The organism is Pseudomonas sp. CIP-10 (genome assembly GCF_020911845.1).
GTDB lineage: Bacteria > Pseudomonadota > Gammaproteobacteria > Pseudomonadales > Pseudomonadaceae > Aquipseudomonas > Aquipseudomonas alloputida.
Genome location: NZ_CP087160.1, coordinates 4,867,747 through 4,882,564, shown reverse-complemented (window position 1 = coordinate 4,882,564; position 14,818 = coordinate 4,867,747). Strand labels below are relative to the sequence as shown.

14 protein-coding genes are annotated in these 14,818 nt (G+C 63.0%); 5 read left to right on the top strand and 9 right to left on the bottom strand.

Annotated features, from left to right (window positions below; translation table 11 throughout):
- The first annotated feature begins 28 nt into the window (after positions 1–28).
- A complete protein-coding gene (gene ung / locus LMH93_RS22025) occupies positions 29–721 on the top strand; it encodes a uracil-DNA glycosylase (RefSeq protein WP_003252014.1) in 693 nt (230 codons plus the stop codon).
- 26 nt (positions 722–747) lie between these two features.
- Here ung and LMH93_RS22020 read toward each other — a convergent pair whose 3' ends face one another.
- The 6 genes from LMH93_RS22020 to LMH93_RS21995 form a co-directional block, all read right to left on the bottom strand.
- Positions 748–2,430: a bifunctional metallophosphatase/5'-nucleotidase gene (locus LMH93_RS22020; protein WP_230064586.1), complete on the bottom strand. Its 1,683-nt coding sequence runs from the start codon at positions 2,428–2,430 to the stop codon at positions 748–750.
- 90 nt (positions 2,431–2,520) lie between these two features.
- Positions 2,521–3,576 (bottom strand): AbrB family transcriptional regulator, encoded by a 1,056-nt coding sequence (locus LMH93_RS22015; protein WP_004575162.1) that lies wholly within the window; start codon positions 3,574–3,576, stop codon positions 2,521–2,523.
- The gene (locus tag LMH93_RS22010) at positions 3,569–5,083 is read right to left on the bottom strand and encodes a tripartite tricarboxylate transporter permease (protein WP_003252019.1); all 1,515 of its coding nucleotides are present in this window, start codon (positions 5,081–5,083) and stop codon (positions 3,569–3,571) included. Before LMH93_RS22010 ends, LMH93_RS22015 begins: the two co-directional genes overlap by 8 nt.
- A gap of 1 nt (position 5,084) precedes the next feature.
- On the bottom strand, positions 5,085–5,543 hold the full coding sequence (locus LMH93_RS22005; protein WP_230064585.1) for a tripartite tricarboxylate transporter TctB family protein: 459 nt from the start codon (positions 5,541–5,543) through the stop codon (positions 5,085–5,087).
- A gap of 199 nt (positions 5,544–5,742) precedes the next feature.
- Entirely contained in the window at positions 5,743–6,723 is a 981-nt protein-coding gene (locus LMH93_RS22000; protein WP_003252023.1) for a Bug family tripartite tricarboxylate transporter substrate binding protein, read from the bottom strand.
- 46 nt (positions 6,724–6,769) lie between these two features.
- Entirely contained in the window at positions 6,770–8,059 is a 1,290-nt protein-coding gene (locus LMH93_RS21995; RefSeq protein WP_003252026.1) for an OprD family porin, read from the bottom strand.
- A gap of 200 nt (positions 8,060–8,259) precedes the next feature.
- On the opposite strand from LMH93_RS21995, the gene LMH93_RS21990 reads away from it, so the two are divergent.
- Positions 8,260–8,931 carry a response regulator gene (locus LMH93_RS21990; RefSeq protein ID WP_180689325.1) on the top strand — a complete coding sequence of 224 codons (672 nt, stop codon included), beginning with the start codon at positions 8,260–8,262 and terminating at the stop codon, positions 8,929–8,931.
- Entirely contained in the window at positions 8,924–10,303 is a 1,380-nt protein-coding gene (locus LMH93_RS21985; RefSeq protein ID WP_003252031.1) for a sensor histidine kinase, read from the top strand. The genes LMH93_RS21990 and LMH93_RS21985 overlap by 8 nt, the downstream gene beginning before the upstream one ends.
- A gap of 65 nt (positions 10,304–10,368) precedes the next feature.
- On the opposite strand, the gene LMH93_RS21980 is transcribed toward LMH93_RS21985, so the two are convergent.
- Together LMH93_RS21980 and ygfZ are read right to left on the bottom strand one after the other, a co-directional pair.
- A complete protein-coding gene (locus LMH93_RS21980; protein ID WP_004575165.1) occupies positions 10,369–11,175 on the bottom strand; it encodes an HDOD domain-containing protein in 807 nt (268 codons plus the stop codon).
- Positions 11,176–11,230: 55 nt separating this feature from the next.
- Entirely contained in the window at positions 11,231–12,172 is a 942-nt protein-coding gene (ygfZ, locus tag LMH93_RS21975; RefSeq protein WP_230064584.1) for a CAF17-like 4Fe-4S cluster assembly/insertion protein YgfZ, read from the bottom strand.
- 133 nt (positions 12,173–12,305) lie between these two features.
- Here ygfZ and LMH93_RS21970 point away from each other — a divergent pair, with 133 nt between their 5' ends.
- Complete coding sequence (locus LMH93_RS21970) at positions 12,306–12,560, top strand: FAD assembly factor SdhE (protein WP_003252043.1); 255 nt, start codon at positions 12,306–12,308, stop codon at positions 12,558–12,560.
- Entirely contained in the window at positions 12,544–13,002 is a 459-nt protein-coding gene (locus tag LMH93_RS21965; RefSeq protein WP_102885972.1) for a protein YgfX, read from the top strand. The genes LMH93_RS21970 and LMH93_RS21965 overlap by 17 nt, the downstream gene beginning before the upstream one ends.
- 118 nt (positions 13,003–13,120) lie before the next feature.
- Here the strand turns inward: LMH93_RS21965 and nadB are convergent, their stop codons facing one another.
- Positions 13,121–14,725, bottom strand: coding sequence for an L-aspartate oxidase (gene nadB / locus LMH93_RS21960; RefSeq protein ID WP_004575167.1), 1,605 nt, complete (start codon positions 14,723–14,725; stop codon positions 13,121–13,123).
- Positions 14,726–14,818: the final 93 nt, after the last annotated feature.

The following is a 14,818-nucleotide window of genomic DNA, read 5'->3' as shown; positions in this document are numbered from 1 at the left end:
TGTCGCGCCATTGTTTATGGAAGGCCCCATGACTGACGACGATCGCATCAAACTCGAACCCAGCTGGAAGGCCGCATTGCGCGGTGAATTCGACCAGCCTTACATGCACCAGCTGCGCGAATTTCTGCGTGGTGAGTACGCTGCCGGCAAGGAAATCTACCCGCCAGGGCCGCTGATCTTCAATGCGCTCAATTCGACACCGCTGGACCAGGTGAAGGTGGTCATCCTCGGGCAGGACCCGTATCACGGGCCGGGGCAGGCCCATGGCTTGTGCTTCTCGGTGCAACCGGGCGTGGCCACGCCGCCGTCGCTGGTCAATATCTACAAGGAGCTGCAGCGCGACCTGAACATCCCGATCCCCAGCCACGGCTACCTCCAGAGCTGGGCAGAACAAGGCGTTCTGTTGCTCAACACGACCATGACCGTCGAGCGCGCCAATGCCGCGTCGCATGCCAAGAAAGGCTGGGAATTGTTTACCGACCGGATCATTCAAGTGGTCAGTGAGCAATGCCCGAACGTGGTATTCCTGCTATGGGGGGCGCATGCACAGAGCAAGCAGAAGCTGATCGACGGTACCAAGCACCTGGTACTGAAGTCGGTCCATCCTTCGCCGCTGTCGGCGTATCGCGGGTTCATCGGTTGCGGGCATTTCAGCCGTACCAACAGCTTCCTCGAGCAGCGGGGGCTCGGGCCCATCGACTGGGCACTGCCCCCGCTGTGAGAAACCGGGGTGGGGTACGCAATCGCTCAGGGCGTCATGCTGATGCGCGGCTCGCTGCGCTGGCCAATTGCAATACCCCGCTCATGGTTCTGGCGTACATACGCCACCAAGGCTTCCAGGTCGGAGATGCCGGTGTCCTGGCGTCGCCTTCCTTCTTTGAAAGTGGCCAAGCCACCGCCACCATCGGCCAGGAACAGGTTGCTGACGACGCGATAATGGGTCAACGGCTCAACGGGTTTGCCGTGAAGACGCACACTGCCCTCGACGACACGGCTGCCGACAGGCCGTGAACCATCCCACTCATAATGAAAACCCTTCGATACTTGCAGCGGATTGAAACTGCCCCTGTTCCATTGAAGGTTGAGCAGTTCGGTAATCTGCTTGCCTGTCAGTTCCTGAACCACCAGTGGGTTATTGAACGGTTGTACGGCGAATAATTGTTCGTAGGTCAGGTCGCTATCGGCAGGCTGGATAAGATCACTGCGCAGCCCACCCAGGTTGAGAAAGGCAACTTGTGTCTGAAACGCTTGGGTCATGGCCAATTGGGCATCCGTGACCAGGTTCCCCAAGGTTGTTTCACCGGAGGCATTTTCTTTGCGGTCAAGTTCTGCCGTCGAGATGCGTCCTATGGGTTCGAGCAATTTTTCCCCGGACCGCTGACGCACTTCCTCCAGCAAACTCGTCAACTTGGCATTCGGCAGGTAGTTCTGTGGGTCAGCAGGAATATTGCGGGCGGTGATGTTCGTGACGTGATGGGTGCCTGGCGTTACCTGCAACTTCAACTGAGTCAGGAAGTGGCCGTATTTGCCAGCCTGAGTGATGCTCAGGTCACCCACCTTGCATTGATAGCTGGCATGCGAGTGACCGCTGATGACAGCATCTACCGCAGGATCCAGCCGCTTCGCCACGTCGACGACCGCGCCACTCAGCTGGCTGCAATCCTGCGTGTCGAACGGCTCGACGGTATCCCCTCCTTGGTGCATGACCGCAATGATTGCATTGACGCCTTTGGCCTTGAGCTCCGGAATCACGTCATTGATGGCTTGCGCTTCATCTGTGGCTTTGAGCCCTGCGAATGCGCTGGCCGAGACCACTTTTTCCATGTTGCGTGGCACGGCACCGACGAACGCTATCTTGACCCCTTTCACCTCTTGAATGTGATAGGCCGGTAGCAAGCGCTCGCCCGTGGTGGTATCGATCAGGTTGGACGCTATGTAAGGGAAGCCACTTCCTGGATAATCGCCGCGAAACGTGCAGGCCTTTTCAGGGCGCGTTGACTCGCATCCTCCGTGGATCTGACGAAGAAACTCGGCCTCGCCTGCATCCAGTTCGTGGTTCCCGGATGCGCTGACAATCATGCCCATCGCGTTCAAGGCCTCAAGCACAGGCTCGTCAGCCCACAGCGCAGAAATGGCGGGGCTGCCCCCTATCAAGTCGCCAGCCCCGATGAACAGCAGATCGGGGTCCTGCGTTCGCAGCTCATCGAGCATGGCGCCGAGTGTGGCGATGCCGCCGTAGGTCAGGCGGGTAGCGCCTTGCGCGCCGGCGTAGTCCTGGGGGTTGGGTTCCAGGTAGCCGTGAAGATCATTGATAGCCACGACGTTGATCTGGACGGGGGCAGGTGGCTCTGCGGCAAGGCTGCCTGCGCTGATGGCAAGGCATGCCCAGGCAATAGCCGAGCGATAGTTGCAAGAAAGACGGACTTTCATCATTACCTCTTGAATGCCGGGAAGTGTGGGTTTGCTGGCGATCAGGGCAGCAATCCGACTCTATTCATCCGGGCATTGGGCAAGTGGTAACTATCTATCTTCAGGGGGCTTGCCGCTTGAATACCTGTTGTCCCACCACCGGAAAAGCGGTTCTGCAAGAAACAACACCAAGATCAGGCGCATCACCTGCAGCGCGGTTACCAGCGGCACTGACAATTGCAACGTTTCGGCCGTGAGGCTCATTTCGGCGATCCCGCCAGGCATCATCCCCAGTGTCAGCGAACGCAAGTCCAGTGCAGTCATCATGCTCAGCACCCACGCGGCACTGGCTGCAATCGCCATGCACAACGCCGTGGCCATCAAGGTGCGTCCCAGGAACGACGGTGCGCGGCGGAAGAACGCGCGGTTGAAGTGGCAGGCCAGGCCGCTGCCGATGAGCCACTGGCCGATCTGGCTGGCGCCGTTGGGCAGGGCGATCTGCAGGTTGCCGGCCAGGCTGACCGTAGCCGCGACCAGCAATGGCCCGAACAGCCATGGGTTGGGCTGGCGCAAGCGCTGCCAGAGCAAGGCAACGGCAACGCCCAAGGGCGCAATCAACGCCAGCCAGCCCCAGCTCACGCTACCGGTGTGGTTCAGTGGTACCCCGTCACCCAGCAGAAACTTGAACAGCGCCGGCACGCACAGCACCACTGCCAGCACACGCAAGCTTTGCGCTGCCGCCACCTGGCTGAGCACCGCGCCATTGCGCGCCCCAAGGTTGACCATCTCGCCCGAACCGCCAGGCATGCTGGCGAAGAACGCGGTGGCGCGGTCTTCGCCGGTTCGCCGCAGCAGCCATACGCTGATCACGCTGGACAGGGTGGTGAACAACGCACCGAAGCAGATCAGCGCGAAATGGCTGGCCACTTGCTCGATCACCGCGGGGGTGAAGTGCAGGCCAATACCGATGCCGATGATCCACTGCCCACACTTGCGGCCGTTGGGGATTTCCGACAGCTGCCAACGCGTCAGGCAGCGCACCAGGATGATCGCCAGCAATGAACCGACCATCCATGGCAAAGGCCAGCCGACCTTGCTGGCGGCAAAACCGCCAGCAAGGCCGACCAGCCCGGTCGCGACGAACAATGGCAACGACCGATCAGGCATCGGCCAGGGCCCGGCGCTGCAGGCTTCGTTTGCGCCAGATGCGCAGCAGCGGCAGGGCGAGCATCAGCACTACCAGCGCCCAGACGCCCATGCTGATCGGGCTGGACCAGAGGATGCCCAGTTCACCGTTGGAGATCGACAGCGCCCGACGCAGGTTTTGCTCCATCAGCCCGCCGAGGATGAAGCCCAGCAGAATCGGCGACAGAGGGAAGTCCAGCTTGCGCAGGATGTAGCCCATGATGCCGATACCGACCATGAGGAACAGGTCGAAGGTAGTGGCATGCACGGCGTACACACCGATCGCGGTGATGATGGCGATCACCGGCACCAGCGCCCAGTTTGGCACGGCGAGGATGCGGGTGAAGATGCGGATCATCGGGATGTTGAGGATCACCAGCATGATGTTGGCGACGAACAGCGAGGCGATCAGGCCCCAGACAATATCTGGCTGCTGTTCGAACAGCAGTGGGCCAGGGGTGATGTTGTACAGGGTCAGGGCGCCGATCATCACAGCTGTGGTGCCAGAGCCCGGTACGCCCAGGGTCAGCATCGGGACCAGGGCGCCACAGCAGGACGCACCAATGGCCGTTTCCGGCGCTGCCAGGCCGCGGGCATCGCCTTTGCCGAACTTGCCGCTTTCCCCGGCCATGCGTTTCTCGGTCATGTAGGCCACGGCGCTGGCCAGCGTTGCGCCGGCGCCGGGTAGAACACCCATGATGAAACCGAGCAGGCCGCAACGGATGTTGACCAGGAACACCGAGGCCGCTTCCTTGAAGTTGAACAGCATGCGGCCGGTAGCCTTGACCGCCTGGTGGCCATGGTGGGTCTTTTCCAGCAGCAGGAGGATTTCGCTGATGGAGAACAGGCCCAGCACGAGCACCACGAACTGAATGCCGTCGGCCAGGTGCACGCTGTCACCGGTGAAGCGGTACACGCCGCTGTTGGCGTCGATGCCGACCGCCGACAGGAACAGGCCGATGAGAGCGGCAATGAAGGTTTTCAGTGGTTTGTCACCGGCCATGCCACCCAGCGCGACGATGGCGAACACCATCAGCACAAAGTACTCCGCCGGGCCGAAGGCGATGGCCCATTTCGCCAGCAGCGGGGCGAACAGCACCATGCCGCAGGTGGCAATGAAGGCGCCGATGAACGAACTCCAGGCCGACAGCGACAGCGCGACGCCTGCCAGTCCTTGGCGAGCCATCGGGTAGCCGTCCAGGGTTGTCATCACGGTCGAGGCTTCGCCCGGGATGTTCAGCAGGATCGAGCTGATACGCCCGCCATATTCGCAGCCCAGGTACACCGCCGCCAGCAGGATCAGCGCCGATTCCGGCGGCAGGCCGAGGGCAAAGGCGATGGGGATCAGCAGGGCCACGCCATTGATCGGGCCCAGGCCCGGCAGCAGACCGACCACGGTGCCGATCAAGGTGCCGGAGAGGGCGGTGACCAGGTTGTAAGGGGACAGGGCAATGCCGAAGCCCTGGCCCAGGTAGCTCAAGGTATCCATGTCAGTTCTCCAGTACGCTCAGCAGGCCAAGGGGCAGTGGCACGTCCATCACACGGTCGAACACCCAGTAGAGGAAAATGCTCATGCCGGCCACCACAATGGCGCTTTGCAGCCAGCGGCCACCGTACAGCCGAGCCATGGGCAGGCCGACCAGGATGGCGCTGAGGATGAAGCCGAGCGCTTCAAAAGTGGCGGCGAAGACGATCAGCAGGCCGACACAGGCGGTGATCTTGATCAGGGTCTCGCGGTCCAGTTCCGGTTCGTCATCCTTGCGCACGATGGGCGTCGGACGGAACAACAGGTACAGCAGGCCCAGCCCCATCAGGCCTAGCACTAACAACGGGTAAGCGCGCGGGCCCACCGGTTCATAGGAAAATGCAGCCTGATAGGGCCAGGCCATCACGGCCAGGGCGGCACACACCACTAGCAGAGCCAGGGCGAAAATGCGTTGAAGGATCATTGGGGAATCCTCGTTGGGATTGCTCAAGTGAGATGCACATCCTGTGGGAGCGGCCTTGCGTCGCGATCGGGCGCGAAGCGGCCGCTAAACCTGCCGATGCGATCTGTCCGAAGCATCGTATCGGCTGTGTCAGGGGCCGCTTCGCGCCCGATCGCGACACAAGGCCGCTCCCACAGGGGTGGTGGTGAGTTCGACAGGCTTACTGGATCAGGCCGAATTCCTTGGCCAGTGCCTTGTAGTCAGCCACTTGCTTCTTCACATAGCCGTCCAGCTCTTCGCCGGTCATGGCGAACGGGAACAGCTCGCGCTGGTCTCGCAGCTTGGCGAAGTCCTCGGAGGCCAGCATCTTGTCGAACGAGGCCTTCCACCAGGCGTAGTCCTCGTCGCTCACTTTTGGCCCCAGGTAGAAACCGCGCACCACCGGCCAGACGATGTCGTAGCCCTGCTCCTTGGCAGTAGGGATGTCTTTCATTTCCGGCTCGTCCAGGCGGTTTTCAGAGAACACCGCGAGGATGCGCATGTTGCCGCTCTGGATGTGCGGCATGGAGTCGGAAATGTCGGTAGAGCCGACCTGGATATGGCCGCCCAGCAATGCCGTGGCGATTTCGCCGCCGCCCTCCAGGGCCACGTAGCGCAGGTCGCGCGGGTTTATGCCTGCGGCCTTGGCGATCAACGCGGTCTGCATCCAGTCCTGGCTGCCGACGGTACCGCCGGAACCGATCACGACCTTGCTCGGGTCTTTCTTCAGCGCTGCGACCAGGTCATCAAGGGTCTTGTAGGGCGAGTCGCTCTTCACCGCGATGGCACCGTAGCTGGTGCCGACGGCAGCCAGCCATTTCACTGCGTTTTCGTCGAAACGGCCGAATTTGCCCTGAGCCAGATTAAGCAGTGAGCCGCTGGACCAGGCCACCAGCGTGCCGGCGTCTGCCGGGCGCTGGGCGACCACGGCGTTGTACGCGACCGCGCCGACACCGCCGGGCATGTAGGTGACGCGCATCGGCTTGCTGAGGATTTTTTCTTGTACCAGTGCGCTTTGCACCAGCTTGCAGGTCAGGTCGAAGCCACCGCCAGGGGAGGCGGGTGCGATGCATTCGGGGCGTTTCGGTTCTGCAGCGAGGGCGTTGCCGGCCAACAGCAGGCAGCCGGTAGCGAGGACGAGGCGGCGCAGTGAAAAGGTCATCGTCGATCTCCGTGAGCGTTGTTGTTATTGGATTACCGCTATGGGGTTACCACAGCGCCACGCTGTAGCTGACCAACAGCCTCACTTCATCCGCGTCACGGGCAAAGTTGGAGCGGAAGGTGGCGTTGCGCAGGCGCACGGCGACGTTCTTCAACGGGCCGCTTTGTACCACGTACTTCAGTTCGGTGTTGCGTTCCCACTCTTTGCCTTCGCCACCGGCAGCACGGCTGACGTTGTCACCGCTGATGTAACGGGTCATGAAGGTCAGGCCCGGTACGCCGAGCGCGGCGAAGTTGTAGTCGTAGCGCGCCTGCCAGGAGCGTTCGTCGGCACCGGCGAAGTCGTTGATCTGGACGAAGTTGACCAGGTACGGGTCGGCGCCATCCACATACGGGAAGGCACTTTCGCCAGACAGCTGCTGCCAGGCGGCGCTGACCTTGTGCCCGCCCAGGGCATAGCTGAGCATGCCGTTGACGGTGGTGTTGTCGATGTTGCCGGCCTTGGCTGCACCGGCGTCGTCGCTGATGGCAAGGCGCAGGTCGGCACCCAAGGTGCCCGGGCCCCATGGCTGGGTGGCGACCATGCCGATGAAGTGCTGGCGGTAAATATCGTCGAGCTGGGCGAAGTGGTAGCTGCCGGTGATGCGGTCGGTGAACTGGTAGTCGAGCCCGCCCAGGGCCAGGTTGTCAGCGCTGAAGCTGCCACCGAAGCGGCCGTTCTTGTTGTTCAGCGCCAGGTCTTCCCAGTTGGTGTCGTTGCGGTCCTTGGCCTTGTCCAGGCGGCCACCGGTGAAGGTCAGGCCCTTGATCTCTTTGGAGGTGAGCAGGCCGCCCTCGAAAGTTTGCGGCAGGATACGCCCGTCGTTGGGCTGCAGGGTCGGCAGTTCGGGGATCAGGGTGCCGATCTTGAGTTCAGTCTGGGAGATCTTCACCTTGCCGGTCAGGCCGAGCTTGGAGTATTCGTCGGCAGCCTTGCCGTCATCGTGGGTCGGCAGCAGGCCGCTGTCGGTACGGTCGGGGCTGGAGTCGAGCTTGATGCCGAGCATGCCCAACGCGTCCAGGCCAAAGCCCACGGTGCCATCGGTGTAGCCAGACTCGAAATTGAGGATGAAGCCCTGGGCCCATTCATCGCGCTTGGATTGCTGCGCGCTGGTGCCGTCGCGGAAGTCGCGGTTGAAGTACATGTTGCGGGTTTCGAAGGTGGCCGTGCTGTCTTCGAAGAAGGCGGCCTGGCTCATCGGGGCGACACCGGCAAGCGCGAGGGCGCTGGCGATGGCTGAGGGGCGTGCGGCAAAGGAACGGGTAGGCGCGAACGCCTGCGGCTGCAATGACAGCATCGTCGATGACTCCGTTTATTGTTCTTATTCGTTGCACCTTGCTGGTGCTTTTTTCGGCGCGAAGGGCGACCGTGGTGCGATGCTAGGCAACGAACCTTTCGCTAACCTTTCAGCGTGAAAGGTTTGTCACGAGGGGCTTCACAGGCGTGGTGACAGCGGTACACTCCGCGCCACCGCCCCACCCGAGCCGGGAGAATCCGATGCGTGTGCTACTGGTCGAAGACCACCTGCAACTGGCCGAAAGCGTGGCCCTGGCCTTGAAAAGCCATGGCCTGACCGTAGATGTGCTGCATGACGGCGTGGCTGCCGACTTGGCGCTGGCCAGTGAGGAATACGCCGTGGCCGTGCTGGATGTCGGCCTGCCGCGCATGGACGGCTTTGAGGTACTGGCGCGCTTGCGAGGCCGTGGCAAAACCTTGCCAGTGCTGATGCTGACTGCGCGCAGCGACGTCAAGGACCGGGTCCATGGCCTGAACCTGGGCGCCGACGATTATCTGGCCAAGCCGTTTGAGCTGACCGAGCTGGAAGCGCGGGTCAAGGCCTTGCTGCGCCGCAGTGTGCTCGGTGGCGAGCGACAGCAACGCTGTGGGCCGTTGGTGTATGACCTGGACACCCGGCGCTTCACCCTCGGTGATGACAACTTGACGCTGACCTCCCGCGAGCAGAGTGTGCTGGAAGCGCTGATCGCTCGCCCGGGCCGGGTGATGAGCAAGGAGCAGCTGGCTGCCCAGGTGTTTGGCCTGGACGAAGAAGCCAGCCCTGACGCCATCGAAATCTACATTCACCGCCTGCGCAAGAAGCTCGACGGGCACTCCGTAGCCATCGTCACGTTCCGTGGTCTGGGTTATTTGCTTGAGCACCGCGATGCGTGACAACGGCAGCCTGCGCGGGCGCTTGCTGGGTAATTTGGCGCTGTTGCTGGTGGTGCTGATGCTGGCCAGCGGCCTTAGCGCCTACTGGAACGGCCGCGAGGCCGCCGACACCGCCTACGACCGCACCCTGCTGGCTTCGGCGAGAACCATCGCCGCGGGCCTGTCGCAGCGCGATGGTTCGTTGAGCGCGGATGTGCCTTACGTGGCGCTGGACACGTTCGCCTATGACAGTGCGGGGCGCATTTACTATCAGGTGCTGGATATCCAGCAAAGGCTGATTTCTGGCTACGAGAACCTGCCGCCACCGCCGCCTGGCACGCCGCGCACCGACGACTATCCGGCATTGGCACGGTTCTACAATGCCACTTACCTGGGCCAGGACGTTCGTGTGGTCAGCCTGCTGAAGCCGGTCAGCGAGCCGAACATGAACGGCATGGCAGAAATCCGCGTAGCCGAAACCGAGGAAGCGCGGGTGCGTATGGCCCGAGGGTTGATGGCCGATACCCTGCTGCGCCTGGGCATGCTGGCACTGGGGGCGTTGGTGATGGTGTGGTTTGCCGTGAGTGCCGCGTTGCGGCCGTTGGAGCGCCTGCGCACAGCGGTGGAGGAACGTCAGCCGGACGACTTGCGAGCGTTGCCGGTGGTACAGGTACAGCGCGAGCTGGGCCCGCTGGTGCGCGCCTTGAACCACTTTACCGAGCGCTTGCGCGGCCAGTTCGAGCGCCAGGCGCAGTTCATTGCCGACGCGGCCCACGAACTGCGAACGCCGCTGGCGGCGTTGAAGGCACGTGTCGAGCTGGGCTTGCGCTCGGCCGAGCCACAGGAGTGGCGGCAGACCTTGGAGTCTGCAGCCCAGGGCACCGACAGGCTGACCCACCTGGCCAACCAGCTACTGTCGTTGGCGCGGGTCGAGAATGGCGCACGGGCCATTGCCGAGGGCGGTGCGCAGCGTCTGGATTTGAGCCAGCTGGCCCGTGAACTGGGCATGGCCATGGCGCCATTGGCGCACAAGCGCGGGGTGTCGCTGGCGCTGGAGGCCGAGGCGCCGGTATGGCTGAAGGGGGAGCCGACGTTGCTCAATGAGTTGTTGAGCAACCTGGTGGACAATGCCTTGGCGCATACACCAGCGGGTGGCAATGTGATTTTGCGGGTAATGGCGCCGGCGGTGCTGGAAGTGGAAGACGATGGGCCAGGTATTCCCGAGGCCGAGCGCGAACGGGTGTTCGAGCGGTTCTACCGGCGAAGTGCGCAGGGCAGTGGATTAGGGCTGGCGATCGTTGGCGAGATCTGTCGGGCGCACCTGGCGCAGGTGAGCCTGCATGATGGCGAGAAGGGCGGGTTGCGGGTGCGGGTGAGTTTTATTGCGGATTGAGGGTTTGCCTGTGTCGGCCCTTTCGCGGGCTCACCTGCGAAAGGGCCCTGGCAGGCTGTTACAGCTCAGCGCAACATGCTCCGCGCCTCTAGCAGTTCATCGACCTCCAGCTCGGTGCCAAACGGCAGCCCCAGATGGCGGTAAGCCGGCAGCGCAGCCAATGGCCGGTGGCGCCCGCGCTGACTGATGCAGCGGGCGATCTGCACGATGTCGATGTAATCAATCTTGTCAGTCTGGCGGTCCAGGTCATGAACCTGGCTCGGCAGGTTGACCAACTGCTCCGGAAACTCCCAGGCCTTGAGGATCTTGTCCCCCAGCACCGGCTGGAGTTGCTCGATCACGTAATGCAGGCAAACCGGGTCGGACAACAGTTCGTTGTGCTCTTCGGCATAGATGAGTACCGGCAGCGCGCCAATCTGGTTGACCAGCCCACCCAAGGTGGCCTGGTCAGGCTTCAGAGGTGTAAAGCGACGGCAGATTTCGTAGCTGATGCCCGCCACTTCCAGGCTACTGGCCCAGATATCGCGCAGTTTCTGCTCGACTGCCGGCGAGCGGGCATGGAAAATCTGCTCGATCACCAGGCCGATGGCCAGGTTGCAGCTGTAGTTGATGCCTAGCCGCGTGATGGCGGTATGCAGGTCGGTCACCTCGACCGCAGCACGCAGCAGTGGGCTGTTGACGACCTTGATCAGGCGCGCTGAAAGGGCCGCGTCGCGGCCGATCACCTTGCTCAGGGCCGCTACGCTGATCTCGTTGTCTTCCGCTGCTTCGCGGATGCTCAAGGCAACCTCGGGCAGGGTTGGCAGGACCAGGTCATCCTTTTCGATGGCGTCGAGCAATTGTGCTTGAACCAACTCGGCCAGCTTGTTCATGGGCATGTCTACCGCAGTGGTGGTGCGGCCCCGCCACAGGGGTGGGGCAGGCTGGTCAGCGCTGGATTTCCCGGTCGCGGTCCAGTTCGTAAGGCAGGGTCAGCACCTGCAGGCGCGGGCCTTCGAGGCTGCCCAGGTGCAGGTTGCCGTCTTCCACCGCCTCGGCGCTCAGCACTGCGAGCAGTTCGCAGCCGGCGCCGTTGCCGGCAGCAATGACCACTTCACCGACCGACGACCCATGGGTGGGCGAGAAGATCTCGGCGCCCGGGGCCGGAATGGCCTGCTGGTCCAGGGCCAGGCGGTACTGGCGGCGCTTGAGTTTGCCCAGGTACTGCATGCGGGCGACGATTTCCTGGCCGGTGTAGCAGCCTTTCTTGAAACTGACGCCGTCGACGGCCTGCAGGTTGATCATCTGCGGGATGAACAGTTCACGGGTCGGGCCCATGACTTGGCCGATACCTGCGCGAATCTGGCCCAGCAGCCAGTCGTTGAGCGTGCCTTCGGGCAGCGCTGCGGCGAGGGCCTGGCGTACAGGCTCGGCGTCAGCCGCCGGCACCCACAGCTCAACCCGGCCGGCGGACACGGTGATCGCGATCAGCCCGTCATGGCGCACGGTACTACCGGCGGCTGCGGGCACGACAAGCCCCAGCGCCTGCAGCGCGGTGTCGCCATCTTGCAGGCCGAAGCGTGCCCATGCGGTGCTTTCGTCGGTCAGCGTGGCCTTGGAGAATACGGCGTACTTTTTCAGGTCGGCCAGTTGCGCGTCGAGCAGTTCGCTGGCCATGGCCAGCAAGTAGCCGTTGCCCTCGGGCACTATGCGGAAGCTCGACTGCATGCGCCCCTTGACCATGCAGCGGGCGCCGAGGCTGGCGTGTTCCTGGCTGAGGTAGTTGATGTTGCAGGTCAGCTGGCCTTGCAGGAACTTGCCTGCATCGGAGCCGCGGACGGCGAGGATGCCCTCGTGGGACAGGGGGCAGAAGAAAGCGGAATCGGCCATGGGTCATCGCGGTGGCTAAAGACTGGCGGCCATCATAGAACGCCGGTAACAAAATAGGTAGGTGACTAGACCAACGCCCGGTGTCGCTTCGCGCGCCGGGCTGTATACTGGCGGCCCATTCGAGGAGGGCCCCATGGTCGAACAAACTGAACTCAACCGGCTTTTCTGGCACAGCCGCCGCGGCATGCTGGAACTGGACGTACTGCTGGTGCCTTTCACCCAGGAAGTCTACCCCACCCTCAATGAGACCGACCGTGAACTGTACGTGCGTCTCTTGAGCTGCGAGGATCAGGACATGTTCGGCTGGTTCATGGAGCGCACCGAGTCCGAAGACCCGGAACTGCAGCGTATGGTCCGCATCATTCTGGACCGTGTCCAGCCCAAGTGAGTGTTTCGAGTGCCGTTGGCAAGGCTCGCGCCTGCTGCTGACGGCCTACCTGGCTTGTCAGGTACTGGCGTGGCTTGCCGTGTGGGCGAGCCCGCTGCCCGGGTGGTTGGCCTTTTTGGTTGTCGCCACCTGCACGGCCCACGCTGGCTGGGCCATTCCCCGACGTATTCTGTTGACCCATGAGCATGCGGTTGTCGGCCTGCGCCGTGATGTGCGGGGTTGGCAGGTGTTCAGCCGTGCCTGTGGGTGGCAGTCAGTGCGCTTGTGCCGGGACAGCGTGGCGTTGCCTGGGCTGGTGGTGTTGCGCTTTGAGCGGGCGGGGCGGTGGTTGGGGCAGAGCCAGTGCGTACCGGGGGATGCGCTGGGGCCGGATGAGCATCGGCGATTGCGCGTGCGATTGAAGTTCAGCCGGCGGCGCTGGGCCGCGGTGAGCCGGGCATAGATCAGCACCGGGTCAGTTTCTTCGCAGGCTCGCCCGCTCTCACAGGTACTGCGCAAAACTGCAAGGCAGTTAAACCCCTGTGGGAGCGGTCGAGCCCGCGAAGGCCGCGACGCCGCTATCAGAGCGGGCTAAGGATGGTGTCCTTGGCCTCGTCCAGCATCCCTGGGTAATCCAGTGTGTAATGCAACCCACGGCTTTCCTTGCGCTGCATGGCGGACAGGATCATCAGCTCGGCCACTTGCGCCAGGTTGCGCAGCTCGATCAGGTCTCGGCTGACCTTGTAGTTGCTGTAGAACTCGTCGATTTCATCCAGCAGCAGGCGAATGCGGTGCTGGGCCCGCTGCAGGCGCTTGCTGGTGCGCACGATGCCGACGTAGTCCCACATGAAGCGCCGCAGTTCGTCCCAGTTGTGCGCAATGATCACGTCCTCGTCCGAGTCGGTCACCTGGCTGGCGTCCCAGCCGGGCAGGGCCTTGGGCATGGCCACTTGCCCCAGGTGCGCCTGGATGTCGGCAGCGGCGGCGCGACCGTATACGAAACATTCCAGCAGCGAGTTGCTGGCCATGCGGTTGGCGCCGTGCAGGCCGGTGAAACTGGTTTCGCCGATGGCATACAAGCCAGGCACATCGGTGTGGCCGCAGTCGTCGACCATCACCCCGCCGCAGGTGTAATGCGCCGCAGGCACCACCGGGATCGGCTGACGGGTGATATCGATGCCAAAGGCCAGGCAGCGCTCGTACACGGTGGGGAAGTGGCTCTTGATGAAATCTGCTGGCTTGTGAGTGATGTCCAGATATACGCAGTCCACGCCCAGGCGCTTCATCTCGTGGTCGATGGCGCGGGCCACGATGTCCCGTGGGGCCAGCTCTTCGCGTGGGTCGAAGCGTGGCATGAAACGTTCGCCGTTGGGCAGGCGCAGCAGGGCGCCCTCGCCGCGCAGGGCTTCGGTGATCAGGAAACTCTTGGCCTGCGGGTGATACAGGCAGGTCGGGTGGAACTGGTTGAATTCCAGGTTCGCCACTCGGCAGCCGGCCCGCCAAGCCATGGCGATACCGTCGCCGCAGGCACCATCGGGGTTGCTGGTATAGAGGTAGACCTTGGCCGCACCGCCCGTGGCCAGCACGGTGAAGCGCGCGCCGAAAGTGTCCACCTCGCCGGTGTTGCGGTCGAGCACGTAGGCGCCCAGGCAGCGTTCGCCGGGCAGGCCCAGGCGGCGTTCAGTGATCAGGTCGACTGCCACCCGCTGTTCTAGCAGCTGGATGTTCGGGCGCTGGCGAGCCTGTTCCAGCAGCGTGGTGAAAATTGCCGCGCCGGTAGCGTCGGCGGCATGGATGATGCGCCGGTGGCTATGGCCCCCTTCACGGGTGAGGTGGAACTCGAAACCGCCATCGTCGACGCTGTAGTGCTCATCGCGGGTGAAGGGCACGCCTTGCTCGATCAGCCACTGGATCGCTTCGCGGCTGTGCTCGACGGTAAAGCGCACGGCGTCTTCATGGCACAGCCCGCCGCCGGCATTGAGGGTGTCCTCGACATGCGACTGCACAGTATCGGTGTTGTCCAGCACTGCAGCGACGCCGCCCTGGGCCCAGAAGGTCGAGCCGTTGGACAGGTCGCCCTTGCTCAATACGGCAACGCGAAGGTGGCTGGGGAGGTTAAGTGCCAGGCTGAGACCGGCGGCACCGCTGCCGATCACCAGGACATCATGTTGGAATTGTTGGCTCATGTCGGGACACTAGTAATCTTTGGGAGGGGCACGGCACAATGGTCACGCGCGGATGGCATTGTGAAACTATCGTTAAACGTGGCCGGGATGCCT

Bases quoted from the DNA above. Each gene is read 5' to 3' on its own strand.
- ung (WP_003252014.1), top strand. From the start codon at position 29: ATGACTGACGACGATCGCATCAAACTCGAACCCAGCTGGAAGGCCGCA.
- LMH93_RS22020 (WP_230064586.1), bottom strand. From the start codon at position 2,430: ATGAAAGTCCGTCTTTCTTGCAACTATCGCTCGGCTATTGCCTGGGCA.
- LMH93_RS22015 (WP_004575162.1), bottom strand. From the start codon at position 3,576: ATGCCTGATCGGTCGTTGCCATTGTTCGTCGCGACCGGGCTGGTCGGC.
- LMH93_RS22010 (WP_003252019.1), bottom strand. From the start codon at position 5,083: ATGGATACCTTGAGCTACCTGGGCCAGGGCTTCGGCATTGCCCTGTCC.
- LMH93_RS22005 (WP_230064585.1), bottom strand. From the start codon at position 5,543: ATGATCCTTCAACGCATTTTCGCCCTGGCTCTGCTAGTGGTGTGTGCC.
- LMH93_RS22000 (WP_003252023.1), bottom strand. From the start codon at position 6,723: ATGACCTTTTCACTGCGCCGCCTCGTCCTCGCTACCGGCTGCCTGCTG.
- LMH93_RS21995 (WP_003252026.1), bottom strand. From the start codon at position 8,059: ATGCTGTCATTGCAGCCGCAGGCGTTCGCGCCTACCCGTTCCTTTGCC.
- LMH93_RS21990 (WP_180689325.1), top strand. From the start codon at position 8,260: ATGCGTGTGCTACTGGTCGAAGACCACCTGCAACTGGCCGAAAGCGTG.
- LMH93_RS21985 (WP_003252031.1), top strand. From the start codon at position 8,924: ATGCGTGACAACGGCAGCCTGCGCGGGCGCTTGCTGGGTAATTTGGCG.
- LMH93_RS21980 (WP_004575165.1), bottom strand. From the start codon at position 11,175: ATGAACAAGCTGGCCGAGTTGGTTCAAGCACAATTGCTCGACGCCATC.
- ygfZ (WP_230064584.1), bottom strand. From the start codon at position 12,172: ATGGCCGATTCCGCTTTCTTCTGCCCCCTGTCCCACGAGGGCATCCTC.
- LMH93_RS21970 (WP_003252043.1), top strand. From the start codon at position 12,306: ATGGTCGAACAAACTGAACTCAACCGGCTTTTCTGGCACAGCCGCCGC.
- nadB (WP_004575167.1), bottom strand. From the start codon at position 14,725: ATGAGCCAACAATTCCAACATGATGTCCTGGTGATCGGCAGCGGTGCC.